This is a genomic window from Bacillus sp. HMSC036E02 (assembly GCF_001836235.1).
Taxonomy (GTDB): domain Bacteria; phylum Bacillota; class Bacilli; order Bacillales; family Bacillaceae_G; genus Bacillus_A; species Bacillus_A cereus.
This window is the reverse complement of sequence record NZ_KV827842.1, coordinates 1-18,889: the sequence shown is the minus strand read 5'-3', so window position 1 is coordinate 18,889 and position 18,889 is coordinate 1. Positions and strand designations below refer to the sequence as shown.

The window sequence follows — 18,889 nt, the reverse complement described above, 5'->3', positions numbered from 1 at the left end:
AATCATCTAATGTTTAGCCATTAACTAATCCACCATCCACTGTAAAAACTTTCCCGGTGATATAACTTGCATAGTTAGAGGATAAAAATGTTGTTAGATATGCTACCTCTTTAGGATCTCCAATTCTGCCAAGCGGCACTAGTTCTAACATCCTTTTTAATGTCTGTTGATCCATTCCTTTTGTCATATCTGTTTTTATAAAACCAGGTGCAACAGCATTAACCCTAATCCCGTATTCCCCACCTTCTAATGCTAAGGTCTTGGTTAAGGAAATAACCCCACCCTTTGAGGCAGAGTAATTACATTGACCTCTTGCACCCGTTATTCCACTTGTCGACGTAATATTTACAATAGAACCTCTTTTCTGTCTCATCATTATTCTTAATGCTTGTCGGCAACAAAGAAATGTTCCTTTTAAATTTAAATCAACCACATGATCCCACTTTTCTTCGCTCATCATTGCAGCAAATCCATCATTTATAACTCCTGCATTATTTACTAAAATATCTATTCTTTTTTCCTTTGAGCGTATGTGTTGAAACAATTTATGAATAGAGGCTTCATTTGTAATATCTACATGCATAGGAAACGCTTTTCCACCTTTTTCTCCTATAGTATTTGCTATTTCATTTGCTAATTTTTGATTACTTTGAAACGTAAAGTAAACAGTTAAGCCCTGTTTGGCTAGGTCCATTGTTATTGATTTACCAATGCCTCGTGATCCTCCGATAACTAATGCCACTTCGTTTCCATTAAACATAGACCCGTTCCCCCTTAAATTCTTTCTCTATTGTAGTAAGGCTTCTTTTTAAATACATCGGTGTTTCTGTAGAGGATACAGATATGTTCTGCTTAAAGGAGCGACATAACTTGGTTAAAGTATTTCCGGGACCTACTTCTATAAAGTGTTTCGTACCATTATTCAATAAAGTGTAGATAGTGTCTTGCCACATAACTGGATCTACGCATTGTCTTTCTATATCTTGTAAAATATTGATTCTATCTGTAGTTAGTTTTCCTGAACAGTTTAAAACAATTGGTATTTGAGCATTTTTTAACGAAAATAAATTTAAATACTCCTTAAACTCAAGAACCATTTCTCCCATTAAACGTGAGTGAAATGCATGACTAGTAGAGAGTATTTTAGTTTTTATACCATTTTTTTGATCTAGTACCTTTTGAAATTTAAGAATGCTCTTACTCTCACCAGAAAATACAACCTGTGTAGGGGAATTATAGGCAGCAATATCAATTTCATATTGTTTAGATTCCTCTACAACTTCAAATAATGTTTGATATGTGTTCGATACAATTCCTAACATACACCCCTCTTGCTTTACATTACTCATCAGCTGACCACGCTTCCGTACAATGGATAATGCATCATGGAATTGTAAAGATCCTGCTTCTACCAGTGCGGAGAATTGTCCTAAGCTATGCCCCGCTACTTTAGATGGCCTTATACCATGCAAATGTAAAATTCTTGATATCCCCGTGCTTACCGTAAGAATAGCTGGTTGTGTAACACTGGTTTCTATTAATTTTTCACTTGGTCCATATAAACATAGTTGCTTTAAATCAAATCCTAGCGTATCATTTGCTTCCTCAAATAATGGGACAAATATGTTTGGGTATTTATCCAAATACCCTTTACACATCCCTACGGATTGAGACCCTTGTCCCGGAAAAATAAATGTAATCATATGACACCCCCGCTATTTTCAAATTGAAGCTTTTCTAAAATTTCTTCTGGTAATCTACTGATTAATTGATCATTGGACCTTGTTAAAACGTGTTTTGAAAATCCCTCCGCTAACAAATCTCTACATCTCTTGCGGAATAATTTATAAACAAATTCTATATAAACTTTACTTTCATTCTTAAGATAGGTTTCTACAATTAAGTCGTCTTGAAAACGAGCTGATTTTTTGTAGGTACATCTTATATCAATAATTGGAAAATACAATTTTTCCTGTTTTAAATACTGGTTTATACCAGTCATATCTAGCATTTGAAACCTACCCAGCTCAAACCAATGAAAATAATGAGAGTGGTGAGCAATTCCCATAGGATCGCATTCCCCAAAACGAACATTCACCTCATTTTTTACTAAGTACACTTATTTCACCTACTTTTCATAAGAACGTCGAAATTTTTGTATGGAGATTGTTAAAAATAAAATTCCCATACCAATTAATGCAGCTGATGGAATAAGAACAGAGGAGAACTCTTTGTTATATACTAATAAATCGTTAAAGCCTCCCATTGCCCAAGCTGTAATCGTAATATGCGCTAGGTTTTGCATCCATTCAGGCTCTATATAAAGTGGCCACCAAGATCCACCCAAAGCAGACATAGTTAACACGATTAAAATAGAAATACCATTTGCTTGTGATCTTGTTTGACATATAGAAGCTAATAAAATTGCCAGGCTTGAAGCTGCAAATGCAGTACATATCACTAGCAATATAATTCCTAATACACTTTTCCCTAGCCACATTCCAAATACAAAATGTCCTACGCTAAAAAGGACTGCACATTGAACAATAGCTGTTATAAAGCATGAGAGCATCTTTCCAAAAATGATTGATAATGTATTAATAGGTAAAGTAAGAATTTTTCTTAACGTTCCATTCTCTCTCTCTTCTACTAATGCACCTGCGGCTGCTGCAGTACCTAAAAGTACAAACATAACGGCATATCCTGGTACATTAGATTCAAATGGAGTGGGTTTATGTTCATTATCTGATGCTAATTTTTTAAACTCTACTTTCACATTTACTTCCATTTGGGCAGAGGCTTGTTTTACAATCTCTTTAGTCATATCTCTTTGTATTTCTGATACAATTTGAGTTACAGCATTTGAAACAACACTTGGAATAATGCGATCAACTTCATCTTCTATGATGATGACTTTGGCCTCTGTCCCTGAATATACATTTTGTGTGAAATCCTTAGGAATTACGATTGCCGCTTTTTTAGTTTGAACTTCCTTTTTCACTTGTTCTTCTGTATATGCTTTCTTTTTACCATTTAGTTCATAAGTTTCTTCTATCTCAAGGGCAGGGATTTTTTTCAATTCCTCAATAACCCTTTTAGAAAGTTCTCCATTATCATTTACTACTATAGGAATCTTGAATTTTTCCGTCTTACTATCAAATACATTTGATAATGCAAAACTAGCAACTGCAATAACTATAATAGGTGTAATAAATAAATAGATTAGACCAGGAATATCCTTTAAAAGAATAAGTAAATCTTTCTTAGCTATATACCAAGCTTTCATTTTTACCATCTCCTTTCATTTAAGACCTTAAATTTTTGCCCGTTAAATGTAAAAATACATTTTCTAAATTAGAATTTTTAACATTAAATAATTCGATTTTCAAATTATATTTTTGAATTAATTTCATAACTTCTCTTGTAACATTAAAGCTATCTACACATTGAATGATGACTTTTTTATCTACCAAAGTGCAGGACTTCACATCAACAATCATTTTTGTTTTATGTATAAATTCTTCTGGAATATTTGATATTACAATCTCTAAATAATTTTCCCCATACTTTGTTATTAAATTTTTTGGGGTGTCAATATCTAATATTTCACCCTTATCATAAATTGCTACACGATGGCATAACATCTCAGCTTCTTCCATATGATGAGTTGTATATATGACAGTGATTCCTAGTTCTTCTACGAGATGGCGAATACAATTAAAAATATGGTTTCTTGATTGCGGATCAATTCCCACTGTTGGTTCGTCTAAGAAAATAACTTTTGGCTTATTTAACAAACCGATCACTAAATTAATTCTTCTTTTCATACCACCTGAAAATGTATCAATTCTCTTATGTGCCCAATCCTCAAGCTGTGCGAATTGCAAAGCTTCTTTTATGCGGCTTTTTTTCCTATTTCCCTTTAATCCATATAAATCGGCATAAAAAGATAAATTATCATATGCAGTTAAAGTCGGGTATAGCGCTAAATCTTGAGGTACTACACTCACATTTTTTTTAATCTTATTCCGTTCAGTATACAAGTCGTAGTTGCATACTGTACCATACCCTTCATCTGGCAGAGTAAGAGTAGATAAAATCGATATAAGTGTTGTCTTCCCAGCTCCATTCGGTCCTAGTAATCCTATAATTTCACCTTTACGGATATCTATGCTTAAATTCTTAATAACTGTATAATCTCCATATGATTTCTTAATGTATCGAATGGAAATCATAGTATTTATATCAGTCATAATGTTTCCCCCTTCTTCTTGCTGTTACAATTTATTAGAAGTGACTCTTCTTTATCTCCATTAAAGCTTCAAGGTATTTATATCCATACTTTTCATCTGGTTCTAGGTATGTGCCTTCTGCCCACTCATTCCAAGCATTAATAAATAAAAAGTCAGTGTCCTTACTATGTTGTAAAAGATACTTCTTAAACTTATCGGGATTAGCCCCTTTCACAATTAAAGCGCTTTCTTTTTTCCTTGGAGAGTTATCCCAATCTACAAATGCCCCTTTATATATGTTTTCACGTTCTTTAATTTGACGATTTAATATTCTTTTCCATACAAAATCATAACTTAAGTGAAAATCTTTTTTTTCTTGATGTAGTGAAGTTGTATTACCTATTAGTTTTTTTAAAGTGTACATAGGTTCAAACTCTATAGCAGCATCAAAAAGAAAATCTGATTTATCTTCAAAAATTGTTAACATTTCTACAAAGTGTATCCCCAGAAGCCCTTCAGATTGAGCCCATTCATTCCATAGACTCAACATTTTATTTAGGTTTGGTATAGAAGCTGGTCGGTAAATTACAAATATCGGTTTATCTTTAATATTTAAATAGTTTTTGTTTTTAAAGAATGGCAAAAGATAATTAAAGTGTTCTTTCCAATCAGACTCATCCCCATATTCTTGTCGCATTAATACTTCTTGGTCTTTTCCATCCCATGATCTTGTCCAAGATTCATTTGCCCAACATAAGCAATATGGGAAATCAATCTCCTTACATTGATTTCTCAATTCTATTGGTTTTTCTAGTAATTTTTTCCCTTTGAACCAATAGTGATAATAGCAAAAACCATCTAAACCATACTGTTTTGCTAAATTTATCTGCCACTTATGTACATCTAAATCTAACAAATTGTAATAATAATCCCTTAATGGAGCCCTAGGCTGATAGTGTCCCAGAAAACGTGGTTTTGCTTTTTTTACATTGGTCCATTCTGTAAAACCCTTTCCCCACCATAAATCGTTTTCAGGTATTTCATAAAATTGTGGTAAGTAAAAAGCAATAGTCTTCATTAGTAAGGACTTCCCCCTTCCCAATATGCAATGACTCACTTATTGATAAAAAGCAATTACACAATATAAAACTCTGCTTTTTAACACGAAACTATTTAATCTGATGTTAAATCTTGTCACAAAATAAGGCAAAAAGACCCTAATTATTGTAATTTTCACACATAAAAAACTATATTTTTAATTTTTTTTAGAAAATTATTCAAAAAAACACTTTAAATCCAGTTAAGTATTGTATAGTTTTATATGATAGGAGGGGAAAAATATGTCGTTTTTTGGCGAAAAATTCACAAATTTATTGGTAAATTTAGATGTAGTAAGCCTAATTGGAAAAATAAAGCAATACCAAGGGAGATTGGAGGTCTATGAGAAGGAATTTCCATGTACATTAGAAAAGTTGCAAAAATCTACTCAGCTTCAACATACCAAAGATTTTGTCGCAATGTATAAAAACTTAAAAATAACAAATAAAAGGTTAAAAGAATTAATTACATATGATCTGTCGCCAAAAACAATGATTGAAGATGAAATATCTTGTTACGTTGATGCGCTATCACTCATTCATAATAACTATGAAAGACTTACTATTGATCCAAGCACAATCTTAGAAATACATTTTCAACTTTTTAAATATGCTACTTCGGATAGTGGAACGTGGAGAAAACAGGACATCTTACTTGAAGAACATGAGCAACTTAATTTCTCATTTTATTGCTATCGTCCTTTAACGATTAAAGAAATCCCAGAAGCAGTAAAAAATTTATGTGAGGAATACAATTATTTATTAAATCAAAAAGATATTGATCCACTACTTTTAATTTGTAATTTTGTACTTAATTTTATATGTATTTTTCCTTTTGAATCTGGAAATGGAAGAATGGTACGTCTACTTCTATCTTTATTACTATTACAAAGTAAACATTCACTAGTGAAATATATTTCACTAGATAAAATAATAAAAAAATACGAGAGAGATTATTATGATGCCCTATATAAATCTTCAGCAAATTGGCATTTTCAAGAACACAATGTATCCTTTATATTAAAATGTCTATTACATATTATTCTAGAAGCATATAAAGAACTAGACGTACATATTACAAGTTACCAACTGAAAGGGAACAAAAGCTATAAAATTAAAGAGTATATATTAAAACAAGAACTACCTTTTACAAAAGAAGCAATACGAATGGTATTTTCAGATGTTTCACCAAGCACAATCAATAAAGCATTTGCTTGTTTACAAGAAGAAAAATTAATTAAACTAATATCAAAAGGCCGTAATGCAGTTTGGACTAAAACAAAAATATAAATAATATCAAAAAAATATAGGGTAATTTTCTAACATTAATGATTAAAACATACATATAAATTTATTTCACATACACAATAGATATTTTTACATAATACATATAGAGAGAATTTGTCGCTACATTATTCATACAACTATTTTTGTATTTTTTCTCTATACTTCCGAAAGTCTGATAACAGACTTTATAGGAAGTATTTAAGATATACAAACTAGACATTCAGATTTTATATCCCCACTATTATTTTAGTAATAGGTACGTTTGGCATTTATTCCTTTTCACCTAAAGCATTTTAATAAAAGTAAAAGAGAAAATACCTGGATTTAGCTTTAATTCATTAAAAAATTCGATTTCACTTAAGTAAGTGCTGATTAATCTTGTCTCTAATAGCAATAGCTATAAATTCTTCAATAGAGCTATTTGTTTCATTTGTAATTTCTTTTAAGTATTTGTATTCCTTACTTGTAAGTATGACAGACTTCGTTACTGTATTACTATCTAAATATACGCTATGATTCATTCTTGGAACAATTTTCCCTTCTATTATATAAGGCGTTAACTCCTCAATCCATTCCATTTGAATTCCTGGTGGTAATGTAATTAATGATTGACGAATTTCAAAATACCAAAATGTCTCTTCTTCTAAAATCTTTATATTTCTTGGAGATACGTACTGTAATATATTATCGATTATGTGAAAAATGTTGTTTCGTAATTGCGCAGATTTAGGAAAACGAAACTTAACAAACCTTTGATGATGACTTCTAGGTTTATCCGACAGTTTATAAGCGGACTCATATCCTGCTTTTAATGCCTCACTAAGTGTCATATTAGTTCCAAATTCATCAAGAACTATAATATCACCACGTTTTGGAATAGAAATAACACGTGCCAATGTATTGCCTTTTACAAACTTTTGAAATAATACTACATTATATTTCTGCGAAAATGTATATATGTGATTAGTTTGTTCTACTTGCTGAACAAGTTCACGAACATCCTCCTCCTTCACAAATTTTGTTTGTCGATTACGATGTTCTATTAAAAAATAAACTAACTTTCCTTCTTCTATCCATTTTTCAAGCTGATTCATACTAATATGATACTCTTTACTTGCTTGGTATAAAGTAATCCCCTCAATTTTACGTTCTTCTTTTACTTTTTCTACTTCTTCTCTACTAAATAAAAAACTACCATCTAAACGCCACGTATCCTTATTGATTGGTGTTAGCTTTCCTTGCTTCATTAAATTATTAAAAATAAAGTGACTTATATCTAAATAATCTTTTACTTCATTTGTAGTCATAGTCATTTCATATGCGCTAATCATTCTAATTCCTCCTCACACCTCGTAATTTACATAATAATATTATGTAAATTAAAATTTATAGTATTTACATTTTAAATAAATTATAACATACAACGTTATGTAGATTAGATTATAAATTATAATGATGTTTAATTTAATTTTCTTTTAAAATTCAATTTCACTAAAGATTAAAATATATTAGCAAAATAGTATTTTTTAAATTTAATAATAACCATAGAAAATGGGAGATTTTCTATAGTCATTATTTATTTATAGCTTTGTAAAATTTAATCTTAATATATTATTTAATTTCTAAATGATTACGTTATAATATTTAATATAAAAGAAATTTATAAAGGATTGAATAACATTGAAATTTGAAATAGATATTATTCATAGTGATACTTCTTTAAATAACATAGAGCAACAAAAACAAAATTTTACAAATCTAATTACATTATGGAATCCTGATTATATAAATGAAGCGGAATTAAAAAAGGAAAATAACGAAAGAGAAGATTCATATACATATGAAGGATTTTCAGATGAAGAAATACTGTACTACTACTTGAATCGACAAACACATTTTGACCAAGAAAAACGAATCAAGGATGTATCAAGAATTCTATATGCACGTGATTTAAGTCAGTTTTATTTCTTTATTAGACAAAGTGAGGAATTTCTACAGAAAGATGTAAAGGATTATAAATTTGGTCAAGTATGGAGAAACCTTAGGAAACGGCATATCCGTAATTATCAAAAATGGTTATCTCAAGAGGCAACCTCCTATCAGTCAAAAGATAAATACAAGCCATCTACAGTTAGTAGAAAGCTTGGTGTTATTCGTTCATATTTGAAATGGCTATATGAAATCCAATATATTCAGGATCCTCTACATGTTGAGATACTAAGTACAACTGTAAATAAACAACATAAACCTAAACGGGAGTTATCATATGAGGAAGTAAAACAATTGCTTCATTACTACAAGGATAATGAAATCAATTACGCTTTATTGTCAGTTCTAGCTACCACAGGGTTACGTGTTGCAGAAGTCGCACATGCAAAGTGGGAAGATCTTGAGTATGATACTATACGAGGACGATATTATTTAAAGGTTGATACAAAGGGAGATAATGAGCGGATTGTTTCCATTAATAAGGAGATTTTTAATCGGATTGTCGCATTTCGAATGCGGAGAAGATTACCTATAGACATTGGAAATAGAAATGGTGGAACAGTATTTCAAACTAAAAACCATACTGCTTATAGAGAGAATTATTTGTCACAATATATTTCTAAAATCATTAAGGATACTCAGCTACCCTTTACAGAGAATATGGGAATTACTCCCCACTTCTTTAGACATTTTTATGTACAGTACTTATATGATTACAAAGGATTACCACCTCATATTATCGCAGCTGCAGTAGGTCATAAAAATGATCGTACTACGAAAGAAAATTATTTGAATCAGCGATTGACGAAAGATAATGATGCCGGTAATTTAATTTTGGAAGATGAATTTTAAATTGAACCTCTATTAAATAAATATTAAAGCGATTCAATAACACCACTTATAGTTATGTATTTTTTATATAATTAGAATCGATTTATTGTCTGTTTATTTTTATTTATTCACATAAATGTTCATTAGTAATTCGCCAAGTATCCCTATAAATAAGTTGTATTTTGTGTAATTTAGTATACCCTTTTATAAAATAATTAGAAAAATTCTCACCAGAATTTTTCATAATTTAAAACTTGATTTCATTTAGAAGTGTTAATTTATTAGTTGTAAATAATATATAATTCAATTTTTTTGTTCTAATAAAGATTACTTCTGAATTTTTGAATTTATTACCAATTTCTACTGCTTTGTCAGTATTTTTTAACGTATTATTTTTATTAACCTCAATTATATCTTTTAATGGAATATTAATTGTTGCACCTTGCCATGTAATGGCTATTTTTTCGATTGATTTTATAATTTCTATTTCTTTCATATTACTAGTAACTCCTTAATCTATTTGTATTTATCTATATAATAGAGTATATATTTAGAATAGAAACCAGCCAATTTCATATATATTCACTCAGCCATTGTGTAAATAGGTAATTCTAGTACAAAGATTCTTAAATTTAGTTACAATCTAGGGCAGATTTGCATTTTTTTTGATTTGAGCTTTCGGATAATCTAAATTATGATGATATTATTTATAATATTAAATGCTATGAAAACACAAATAAATTCAGCATATCTCAAGTCGTGACAACATAAAGAACTCTGAAAATGAATTGAAGTGGCTTTAGCATGACTTAAAACCTATAGGGTTATTTTTTAATAGTTAAAAAATAACCCTATAGGTGGGGATAGATAAAAGTATCTTATAACGAATAAGTCCATATGTGAAAAATACAAAGGAATGGTGCTAATGAGAAATAAAACTAGATATCAAACATGGATTCGAATGAAAAAACTGATTGTATTTTTGATAAGCTCAATAATTCTTCTTTTAATAACATTATTGCCTATTACTTTCTATCTGCGAATCCTATCAGGAGTTATAGCGATACCTTTTATTTATATAACATTTATACTTTCTTATTCTACTTACCAATTCGCAACATTTGGAGAGGATTATCAATCGAAAATACATAATTTAATTGTTAAAAAAGTGAATTGGGATGGAAAAGGAAAAATATTAGATATAGGAACAGGTAGTGGGTCATTGATTATTAAGCTTGCAATGACTTTCCCTAAATCCTTTTTAACTGGAATTGATTATTGGGGGAAGAATTGGGAATACTCACAAGATCAATGTCAACAGAATGCTAAAATAGAAGGTGTATCTGATAGGGTTAATTTTTTAAAAGCAAGTGCCGCTGCACTCCCTTTGCAGGATGATGCATTTGATTTAGTTGTAAGTTGCCTAACATTTCATGAAGTGAAAGATACAAACAATAAAATAGAATTAATTAAAGAGGCTATAAGAGTATTAAAACCTGGTGGTGAATTTATCTTCTTAGATTTATTTATGGATGAAAAAATATTTGGTGATACAGAAGAGTTCTTAAATAACCTAGAGAAACTCGATATATCTAAATTGAATAGCTACAAGCTTGCTGAAGAAATGGAATTACCAAAGCTTTTATTAAATAAAAAAGTATTAGGAAATGCAATGATTTTGAGTGGCAAAAAGTAAAAGGGTATTAATTGCCTACGAAAGTATTGAAGGGTTTTCTAAATAAGGGTACTAACTTTATTTAACAAAGTGATGTAACTCTATGTATTTTTATTAGCGAGCGGATGTAGACCTATTTAAGCATTTAGTGTGTTTGGTAATCAAATATGAATTTTTCAAGCGGTAACGTAGTGAAGCACTTTATATAGGGGTAGCGCCACATCGCTATCAAGCTAAGATTATGTAAAATCAATTTCAGGTGAGAAGGTTTTGAAAAAGCTGATTTTGTATTAAATAAACCAAAAGATATTTTGAATTTACTTTAACCAAGCTCGTGTCTAATAAAGAAATTAAGTTACTCACTAAAAAGTCGATTTCTTAACGTACAGGAAATCGACTTTTTATTTATAGGATTAGCGAAAGAAATTTGGTTATTGTTGGCGCTATCTTTCAGTGAAGGTTTTATTGATATTCTAGTTTTATTAGCATAAAACACCTTAATTCTAGTTACCTTTATGCTTCTTATTAAAATTCCTGGCAAAGTTTATGGGTTAATAATTAACCTACGGCTAATTTATAGGTAAACTGATAATCAAAGTGTTAGCTTGATGGAAATAAAAGAACTCTTTTTAAATGTAGTTGGAAATTTAATTAAAAAATATGAGGTTTAATCTATAATAATTACAAATTAATTAATAAGAAAACAAAGAGTGATTCCTCTTTTTATACCGTTTTATCTTTTTTCGACAGAAGACTCCTTCCTCAAAAATGTGAAGGTGTGAAACACCAATTTTAGGTGGGAGATGAATGTCGGTTGGCATAAGCCAACATGTTTGTTATCATTTACTTGTACAGATTGCTCTTCGAAAACTGAAGATATGAGGTTGGTTGCAGAAAAACGTTGCAACCGTAAAATCTTCAACGTTCTATCGCCCCATGCTTACCGAAGTTGCGAAAACCAAGCTAAAGTAGGGAGTGTGGTGCGTTAACGTACAAGATACTTATGTTCTCACCGTAGGGACTACGGGTAGAGCCTGCTAAGATAACCGGTGGATACACCGGTGTTCGCAGGAATCTCCCACTTCAAAAAGTCCGTAAGGATGTTAAGTGGTGAGTAGTTCAATAAACCGGAAAAACTTCAATTTTTGTTGGCTGTGAAAACCTACGTTCTAATTCTCTTTTAATCTTTTTAACAGCAAAAACTTCTGAGGATGCATGAACTTTAGCTACCTTTTTTATAGCAGTATTACCCGTGACTAAAATATAACTTACCGAATACGATGAAATCATATATTCACCCTTTCAATGTAACATGTTGTTATAATATATGATCCTTATCTTAACTCTATGAAAGAAATGTAAATTAATATAAAGTTTCCTTTTTAATTTATAGCATATACTTAACTAAATATTAATGAAAAAAGTCCTCTTTTCTCGTTGAAAAGAGGACTTTTACCGTATCATATTAAGGTTTTTCGGGTACTAGTAATAGTAAGTAATGTACTGGGATACAATTTATTTACTATGCAATTAAGTATAACATGTATATATCATAAAAGGCTGTGTCAAATTTACGAATAAATATAGTATCAAAAGACTTATAGGTAACCAAGTACTGAATTTAAACTATTTTCATACTTCTGCAGTTGACTAAAATTTAAATGAAACTTTAAATTGAGACTAATTATCCAATGTTCTTATCTCTTCGGGAATATCCTTGAATTTTTTATTTTCTTTCAACAATCTATAAAATTCACTTTTTAATATATTTTTTTCGCGCTCTAGTTTCTTTTGATGCTTAGTCAATTCATTTATACGCTTCGCACTTTCTTGTATTTTTAAATACATGCTCATAATCAACCTCCCAATAAATTATGCTTAAATATATGAGGTTTTTGTACAAAAAATACGGTAAAATTTTTTGTACAAAGGAAGCTTTTCTTTGGTAGTCATTATAGCCTTGCTATCTGGAGTTTATGTGTGGAGACATAAAAACTTCATAGGAAAATTATCTTTACTTCATATCAGCTTCAGGTGCATGCGATAGTATATATACATAATAAAACTAGAAAGAAAGAGCTAATCAAAATGTCACTTGACACAAACATTATTCTTTATTAGATGTACAACAGTGGATTGCTCATCATTCGGATAATAGTCGCATACAAGTAAAAAACAATGATTAAATTCAGCACCTTACTCGAAATCTTACTCAAATAAGTACGCAAGTGTAAATAAAGGAAATTAGACATTTATACACATTTTGTATATAAATTAACCGTTTCCTTACATGTTAAGGAAACGGTTGTTGACTTATTAAAAAAAGTTATATTTTATTAATTACTTCCTGGGTCTTTAAATTCCACTTCTCCTTCATTATATTCTTTAGTAGTACCGAATCCTGAATTCCCACCTTCAATAAATGAGGGTTGTCATTGATTTGGTCCTGTCTCATCTTGAAAAGTATTTACTAGATCTTGGTTAGACTCACTTATGTCTTCTTGAATAAAAACATGTGTTACATATCCTATTAAAATACCAAGTATAACTAGGCTGCAGCAAACAACTACCTTAATTCATGTTCCCTTCATTCTCTTCATTCCTCTCTTAGGTGCAGCATCTATTCTTTATAAAAAATGTATAAATTGAACTTACAGTTACTTTGAAGTTATGTCATTCTTTGTTTTCTCTAAAGTAAACACATTCATTTTTCAAGAAACATCTTGTACAACTAAATTATGTTTTTGTAGATAAACAGCTTTATCTGACTGTTTTGCTACGTCTTGTGAATGAGTTACAACAATAATACATTTATTTTCTTTATGCGCTAACTCTTTAAACAATTCAATAATTTCCATAGACGTTTCTTGATCTAGGTTTCCAGTCGGTTCATCTGCAATTAACAAGTGTACATTACAAGATAATGCACGAGCGATTGCGACACGTTGTTGTTGCCCACCGCTAAGCTGTAACACATTCCTTTTTGCTTCTATTTCTGTCAATCCTACTTTTTTTAGTAGCTCCAATGCTCTTATCTTTTTATTTTTTACATCGACTCCTGTTATTTCCATTGCTGTTATAACATTTTGCAATGCGGTCATATAAGTAATGAGATTATAAGATTGATAGATAATTGATACATACTGATTTCGATAAGAGTCGAGACCAATTTTACGTATATCCCTTCCTTTATATAAGACATATCCACTTTTTGGAACGTCTAATCCACTGACTAAACTAAGAGTTGTTGTTTTTCCTGAACCGGATGGCCCTAAGATAGTATAAAATCTTCCAGTTTGAAAAGAAAAATTTACATTTTGTAAGATTGTAGTTCTCTTATTATTACTTTCATAATGATAATTGATATTTTTAAACTGTAAAATTGTCCCCATATAAATTCTCCTTATTCGTCTTTTAATAAAATCTGTTTTGGATTTAAACGAAGAATGAATAATGCCGGAAGAATCGTTCCTAGCATAGCGATTCCTAATCCAATCCCCCCTACTTTTCCTAGATCTTCAGTTGAAATACTTACATCGATATTATCAACCGGATCTACGTCTGCAGCAGGGTTACCACTTAATTTTGCTATAGGATCTTCCGGTTTATCTTCATTCTTTGCTATTTCACTAGATAACAGATTATCACCCACTTTTTGAGAAACTTTCTCTCCTGTTGCTAAAGATAAACCAAAAGCTAATACAGCAATACATAATACCTCAACTAGTAGTTGACCCATTAACTTCCACTTTTTCTCGCCTATAGATAACAAAATTCCCATTTCTTTTCTACGTTTCTTAATAGAGAGCATAATGATTAAACCTAAAATCGTTGCACCTGCAATAGACACCATAATTACAATCGTTTTCGAAAAAGATGCAATATTTTCGATTGGACCAATCATCTGTTTATAAACGTTATCTTGTGCATCTAATTCATAGTACGCTGGTAACCCCAATTTTTTTGCTTCTTCTTTAAATGCATCAATATCCTTAGGATCCTTTAATGAATAGATTGCATTTTCCAGTGAATTCATAACAGAATACGGTACATATATTTGATTAGCAGGCTCTAATAAAGCAAAAGATTGTCCTCCAAAAGATGGAGCCTCTTCTTTAGATTCATATATACCTATAATTTCTAGCTCTTTCGTGGTAAGTTCCTCATCCATTACTTCACCTATCTGTAATTTATCACCCACTTTTAAAGTGTTTTTTTCAGCTAGTTTTTTTTCAATCATAGCAACGTTTTTTCCTACTGTTTTTGACGTAATTCCCTCTCCTTCAACAAGTTTTAATTTTTTGTCTTGAGCAGCTTCTAATAAAGAAAAGTCTCTAACACCCTGTAAAGTGAAATTTAAATTATTATTTGGACCAAATGATTGAGCTCCTCCAGATGGTTCGACATTATGAAGCTCTTTCAGCTCAGCAATAGCACTTTTTAGATAATTATAGTGATCTAAATACTTAGAGTTCTTTAATTTATCAGCTTCTTTTTTTTCAATGCTTGGTACCTTTCTTGCTTCATTAGCATTTTGATTACTGTTTTGTTCTTCCAAATACTTATTTATATCGATTCTTAAGTTGATATCAGCTCCTAATTGTTGTCTAGCCAAATCTGTTGCTTTACTGGATGCACTTTGAATCGTAAAACCAGCGAATACCAAATTAGTAACAATTAGAAAAATAGCAAGTAATATAAGTGACTTTCCCTTTCTTGATTGTAAACTCAAAAATGATCGTTTGATAAAATTCATGTTCTCTAACCTCCTTCATGCCATAGTATTGTATCAATCTGGAGTTTATATGTGGATTATCTAGAGATTTGTGGAGTTTATATGAGTTTCTGGTGCAAAAACTTCAAGATAATTGCAAGTAACCTTTTAAATTTGGACATATAAACTGTGATTTAGACCATACCTTGCCACTTTGGCAAATTTATGCCTGCAACGATAAAATTTTAAATCCATCATAAAATCGCTTAAAATTATAAAGACATTAAAAATAAGGCTTTACCAAACCCACTTAATAACACTTAATTATAGGAGTGTTATCGTACATTATAACTTAAAATAACTTGCATAATAACTTATTTTAACTTAACATATTCTTATGGAGGTTACTTATGAATCAAGAAGAAAGATTGATACGAGTCTTTAATTATTTAGAAACAAATAAAACTATGAATATAAAAAAAATGTGTGAAATGTTTCATATCTCAAGAGATACTGCAAGAAGAGATATAGTAAAACTTTCAAAAAACAAAGCAATAGTTAGAACTTATGGCGGAGTGGCTTTAGCTACTTTTCATAAGAAAATTGATACTTATCAAGTTAGGTCACAGACTGAATTAGAAACGAAAAAATCGATTGGAATGAAAGCTGCAAATATAATTGCAAACAATGACATGATTTACTTAGACGTTTCAACAACTGTCAACTTTGTAGCGCAACATTTACAATCAAAGAAAGTAACTATTGTGACAAACTCTATTGATACTGCTTATATGTTAGCTCAATCTGAAGATACAACTATTCACCTTTTGGGAGGAACTTTAAATAAGGTTTCTCGACATACTACGGGGACTTCGACCACTGAAAAACTCAAAGATTATCACTTTGACAAGGTGTTCATTGGAACCGCAGGTATTACAGAAGACGGGATATACTATGGTTTTGAAGAAGATATTTATTTCAAGCGTGAATTAATAAAACATGCTGATCAAGTTATTTTAGTGGCAGATCACACTAAATGGAATCAGCGACGAAATTATAAAGGTTTAACGCTTGAATCTATAGACACATTTATTACAAATCAAGTTATGTCTAATGATTTATATAATACTTTGAAAGAAAACGGTGTTGAGGTAGTAATTGCAAGTGAAGATTAAAAAATAGGGAGGCTTTATTTTGATTACATCTCTTGTTTTTGACGTAGACGGCACAATTTTAGACACAGAAAAAGCAATACTAAAATCCTTACAAAAAGTTTTAAAAGAAGAACTAAAGGAAGATTATGCGTTACAGGATTTAAAATTTGCATTAGGGATTCCTGGAAAAGAAACCTTAAGAAAATTAAAAGTACAAAATATAGATGTTGTTCATCCGAAATGGGCCAAATCTGTACTAGATTTTTCTCATGAAGTTTCCGTGTTTGAAGAATTAGAAAGCATTATTAAAGAGTTATCCCTTAGTAAATTAAAGCTTGGTATTGTTACATCAAAAACTAAGCAAGAATTAATAGATGAGTTCGAGCCATTTGGTCTAAGCGGTCATTTTAAACATACAATTTGTGCCTGTGATACGGATAAACACAAACCACACCCTGAACCATTATTAGCTTGTTTGAAACAATTAGATGTTCCTAATGATGAGGCAGTATACATTGGAGACTCTATATACGATATGCAATGTGCGAAAAGTGCTGGTGTTAAATTCGCACTCGCTTTATGGGGCTCAAAGACAAGGGAAGGTTTTGAAAAAGCTGATTATGTATTAAATACACCAAAAGATATTTTGAATTTAATTTAACCAAGCTCCAGTCTAATAAAGAAAAAGGATTCCACTAGAAAATATGGACAGAGAATCAAGAGACAAAAGAAGCTGAAGGCATTTATATATTTGAAGAAAAACTGATGCGGAAATGCACAATAAGAGACTTCAATCTTCCAGTGTTAAATATATTAGGATAAGAATTTTTAAAATCAATAAAAAGCTAACCAAACTGAATCATAGTTATGTTAAATAGAAAAGAAGGAGATAGCTTCCTTCTTTTTGCTGAATTCTGCCTTATGATGGCTCGCCCATCGTCATCAAGCTAAGCTTATACAAAGTATAATCTTAGGATGGATTGTTTCTTTTTTCCAAAAAGGGTCGTCATATCAAAAAAAGAATTTTGTACGTTTAGACACATTTCAACCGATTTCTGTACGTTAGAGAATCGGTTTTTACTTCTGTATTTCTTTAAATTTTCGTTTGTTAATTTTTTGATAAAGAGGGCCACGTGATATTCCAATGCCTTCTATAATTTCTTTGATGGAACATTCATTACTATCATACATACGTAGTGCACTTGAAAGTTATTCTTTTTCTAGTTTTGGTCTCCCTAATTCCTTCCCCGTTTTTTACTCGCTTTTACATCCATATTCAGTAAGCGAATGAATTTTTATATGTTTTGAAGAGCTTACTTTACGGTTCATAGCAAGAACCCTGTCATTCCCCCACAAAAGTAGAATACTCCTACTATAATACTTATTATTATTTTCCATCTTCCTTATCATTCTGATTTACACCCAATGATAGAAGCTGAATATTCAATTCCATTTACAATTGCTTGTGTTCGATATTGTACTACAACCTCTAAACCCTTTGAACGAAACTTTTTTACAACTTTATCTAATTCCATTTTTAAATCCTTACGACTCCCAGATCTAACTATTTTAATTTCTATAGTTTTCACAGTAACACCTCCTAAACAAAATGGTAAAAATTTATTGCGTTCACTATCACTTTGTTCTTCTTTACAATACATTTAACCTATTAAGATTCAAAATTATACAACAAAAGAGTGCAACGGTTTAGAATCAATCTTTTCACCTACCTCTTAACTTCATACCATTTATAATTGAGTTCTTCACCAAAACCACTTGTGATAATACCTTTAACAGATGAATGTTGCAAGTAAGAACGAACCATTCAATATTTTCTATTCAAATATGATAGAATAAAAATATATCAAAAACGGAGGGGAAACAAATGAACTCAAACACAAAACAGTTTA

At 30.6% G+C, this 18,889-nt stretch carries 17 protein-coding genes and 2 pseudogenes; 6 read left to right on the top strand and 13 right to left on the bottom strand.

The features are described 5' to 3' along the window. Positions 1-13 precede the first annotated feature (13 nt). Genes fabG through HMPREF2590_RS12430 form a run of 6 tightly spaced genes read right to left on the bottom strand, consistent with a single transcriptional unit; the run spans position 14 to position 5,310 of the window. Positions 14-760 carry a 3-oxoacyl-ACP reductase FabG gene (gene fabG / locus HMPREF2590_RS12455; RefSeq protein WP_000481739.1) on the bottom strand — a complete coding sequence of 249 codons (747 nt, stop codon included), beginning with the start codon at positions 758-760 and terminating at the stop codon, positions 14-16. After that, positions 753-1,703: an ACP S-malonyltransferase gene (locus HMPREF2590_RS12450; protein ID WP_000627587.1), complete on the bottom strand. Its 951-nt coding sequence runs from the start codon at positions 1,701-1,703 to the stop codon at positions 753-755. The genes fabG and HMPREF2590_RS12450 overlap by 8 nt, the downstream gene beginning before the upstream one ends. Next, positions 1,700-2,119 (bottom strand): acyl-CoA thioesterase, encoded by a 420-nt coding sequence (locus HMPREF2590_RS12445; RefSeq protein ID WP_000281618.1) that lies wholly within the window; start codon positions 2,117-2,119, stop codon positions 1,700-1,702. Before HMPREF2590_RS12445 ends, HMPREF2590_RS12450 begins: the two co-directional genes overlap by 4 nt. A gap of 9 nt (positions 2,120-2,128) precedes the next feature. Then, positions 2,129-3,286 carry an ABC transporter permease gene (locus HMPREF2590_RS12440; protein ID WP_000649290.1) on the bottom strand — a complete coding sequence of 386 codons (1,158 nt, stop codon included), beginning with the start codon at positions 3,284-3,286 and terminating at the stop codon, positions 2,129-2,131. 19 nt (positions 3,287-3,305) lie between these two features. After that, positions 3,306-4,253: an ABC transporter ATP-binding protein gene (locus HMPREF2590_RS12435; RefSeq protein WP_000129820.1), complete on the bottom strand. Its 948-nt coding sequence runs from the start codon at positions 4,251-4,253 to the stop codon at positions 3,306-3,308. 34 nt (positions 4,254-4,287) lie between these two features. After that, entirely contained in the window at positions 4,288-5,310 is a 1,023-nt protein-coding gene (locus HMPREF2590_RS12430) for a glycosyltransferase WbsX family protein (protein ID WP_000848168.1), read from the bottom strand. A gap of 262 nt (positions 5,311-5,572) precedes the next feature. Between HMPREF2590_RS12430 and HMPREF2590_RS12425 the strand changes: the two genes are divergently transcribed. Continuing rightward, the gene (locus HMPREF2590_RS12425) at positions 5,573-6,619 is read left to right on the top strand and encodes a Fic family protein (protein ID WP_000007500.1); all 1,047 of its coding nucleotides are present in this window, start codon (positions 5,573-5,575) and stop codon (positions 6,617-6,619) included. A 350-nt stretch (positions 6,620-6,969) separates the two neighbouring features. Here HMPREF2590_RS12425 and HMPREF2590_RS12420 read toward each other — a convergent pair whose 3' ends face one another. Further along, the gene (locus tag HMPREF2590_RS12420) at positions 6,970-7,947 is read right to left on the bottom strand and encodes a hypothetical protein (RefSeq protein ID WP_000622370.1); all 978 of its coding nucleotides are present in this window, start codon (positions 7,945-7,947) and stop codon (positions 6,970-6,972) included. Between the two features lie 349 nt (positions 7,948-8,296). Here HMPREF2590_RS12420 and HMPREF2590_RS12415 point away from each other — a divergent pair, with 349 nt between their 5' ends. After that, positions 8,297-9,457 (top strand): tyrosine-type recombinase/integrase, encoded by a 1,161-nt coding sequence (locus tag HMPREF2590_RS12415; protein ID WP_070861418.1) that lies wholly within the window; start codon positions 8,297-8,299, stop codon positions 9,455-9,457. Between the two features lie 226 nt (positions 9,458-9,683). Here the strand turns inward: HMPREF2590_RS12415 and HMPREF2590_RS12410 are convergent, their stop codons facing one another. Next, positions 9,684-9,932, bottom strand: a complete 249-nt coding sequence (locus tag HMPREF2590_RS12410) for a SunI/YnzG family protein (protein ID WP_070861417.1) — start codon at positions 9,930-9,932, stop codon at positions 9,684-9,686. Between the two features lie 429 nt (positions 9,933-10,361). On the opposite strand from HMPREF2590_RS12410, the gene HMPREF2590_RS12405 reads away from it, so the two are divergent. Next, the gene (locus HMPREF2590_RS12405; RefSeq protein WP_070861415.1) at positions 10,362-11,132 is read left to right on the top strand and encodes a class I SAM-dependent methyltransferase; all 771 of its coding nucleotides are present in this window, start codon (positions 10,362-10,364) and stop codon (positions 11,130-11,132) included. Between the two features lie 1,659 nt (positions 11,133-12,791). Here the strand turns inward: HMPREF2590_RS12405 and HMPREF2590_RS30340 are convergent. The 4 genes and pseudogenes from HMPREF2590_RS30340 to HMPREF2590_RS12395 form a co-directional block, all read right to left on the bottom strand. Continuing rightward, positions 12,792-12,965 (bottom strand): hypothetical protein, encoded by a 174-nt coding sequence (locus HMPREF2590_RS30340; RefSeq protein ID WP_176748657.1) that lies wholly within the window; start codon positions 12,963-12,965, stop codon positions 12,792-12,794. A gap of 482 nt (positions 12,966-13,447) precedes the next feature. After that, positions 13,448-13,687: pseudogene (locus tag HMPREF2590_RS31075) on the bottom strand (hypothetical protein). Positions 13,688-13,822: 135 nt separating this feature from the next. Continuing rightward, the gene (locus HMPREF2590_RS12400) at positions 13,823-14,503 is read right to left on the bottom strand and encodes an ABC transporter ATP-binding protein (RefSeq protein WP_070861414.1); all 681 of its coding nucleotides are present in this window, start codon (positions 14,501-14,503) and stop codon (positions 13,823-13,825) included. A gap of 11 nt (positions 14,504-14,514) precedes the next feature. Then, positions 14,515-15,867 (bottom strand): ABC transporter permease, encoded by a 1,353-nt coding sequence (locus HMPREF2590_RS12395; protein ID WP_070861412.1) that lies wholly within the window; start codon positions 15,865-15,867, stop codon positions 14,515-14,517. 368 nt (positions 15,868-16,235) lie between these two features. Between HMPREF2590_RS12395 and HMPREF2590_RS12390 the strand changes: the two genes are divergently transcribed. The 3 genes and pseudogenes from HMPREF2590_RS12390 to HMPREF2590_RS30715 form a co-directional block, all read left to right on the top strand. Continuing rightward, positions 16,236-17,000, top strand: a complete 765-nt coding sequence (locus HMPREF2590_RS12390; protein ID WP_070861411.1) for a DeoR/GlpR family DNA-binding transcription regulator — start codon at positions 16,236-16,238, stop codon at positions 16,998-17,000. Positions 17,001-17,019: 19 nt separating this feature from the next. Then, positions 17,020-17,640 carry an HAD family hydrolase gene (locus HMPREF2590_RS12385; RefSeq protein WP_070861409.1) on the top strand — a complete coding sequence of 207 codons (621 nt, stop codon included), beginning with the start codon at positions 17,020-17,022 and terminating at the stop codon, positions 17,638-17,640. A gap of 14 nt (positions 17,641-17,654) precedes the next feature. Next, positions 17,655-17,857: pseudogene (locus HMPREF2590_RS30715) on the top strand (YdhR family protein); the annotation flags it as partial. Positions 17,858-18,385: 528 nt separating this feature from the next. Here the strand turns inward: HMPREF2590_RS30715 and HMPREF2590_RS12375 are convergent. Next, positions 18,386-18,568, bottom strand: a complete 183-nt coding sequence (locus tag HMPREF2590_RS12375; RefSeq protein ID WP_000848336.1) for a hypothetical protein — start codon at positions 18,566-18,568, stop codon at positions 18,386-18,388. Positions 18,569-18,889 lie beyond the last annotated feature (321 nt).

Excerpts from the sequence above, each read along its gene's own strand:
- fabG (WP_000481739.1), bottom strand. The coding sequence starts at position 760 with ATGTTTAATGGAAACGAAGTGGCATTAGTTATCGGAGGATCACGAGGC.
- HMPREF2590_RS12450 (WP_000627587.1), bottom strand. The coding sequence starts at position 1,703 with ATGATTACATTTATTTTTCCGGGACAAGGGTCTCAATCCGTAGGGATG.
- HMPREF2590_RS12440 (WP_000649290.1), bottom strand. The coding sequence starts at position 3,286 with ATGAAAGCTTGGTATATAGCTAAGAAAGATTTACTTATTCTTTTAAAG.
- HMPREF2590_RS12435 (WP_000129820.1), bottom strand. The coding sequence starts at position 4,253 with ATGACTGATATAAATACTATGATTTCCATTCGATACATTAAGAAATCA.
- HMPREF2590_RS12430 (WP_000848168.1), bottom strand. The coding sequence starts at position 5,310 with ATGAAGACTATTGCTTTTTACTTACCACAATTTTATGAAATACCTGAA.
- HMPREF2590_RS12425 (WP_000007500.1), top strand. The coding sequence starts at position 5,573 with ATGTCGTTTTTTGGCGAAAAATTCACAAATTTATTGGTAAATTTAGAT.
- HMPREF2590_RS12420 (WP_000622370.1), bottom strand. The coding sequence starts at position 7,947 with ATGATTAGCGCATATGAAATGACTATGACTACAAATGAAGTAAAAGAT.
- HMPREF2590_RS12410 (WP_070861417.1), bottom strand. The coding sequence starts at position 9,932 with ATGAAAGAAATAGAAATTATAAAATCAATCGAAAAAATAGCCATTACA.
- HMPREF2590_RS12405 (WP_070861415.1), top strand. The coding sequence starts at position 10,362 with ATGAGAAATAAAACTAGATATCAAACATGGATTCGAATGAAAAAACTG.
- HMPREF2590_RS30340 (WP_176748657.1), bottom strand. The coding sequence starts at position 12,965 with ATGAGCATGTATTTAAAAATACAAGAAAGTGCGAAGCGTATAAATGAA.
- HMPREF2590_RS12400 (WP_070861414.1), bottom strand. The coding sequence starts at position 14,503 with ATGGGGACAATTTTACAGTTTAAAAATATCAATTATCATTATGAAAGT.
- HMPREF2590_RS12395 (WP_070861412.1), bottom strand. The coding sequence starts at position 15,867 with ATGAATTTTATCAAACGATCATTTTTGAGTTTACAATCAAGAAAGGGA.
- HMPREF2590_RS12390 (WP_070861411.1), top strand. The coding sequence starts at position 16,236 with ATGAATCAAGAAGAAAGATTGATACGAGTCTTTAATTATTTAGAAACA.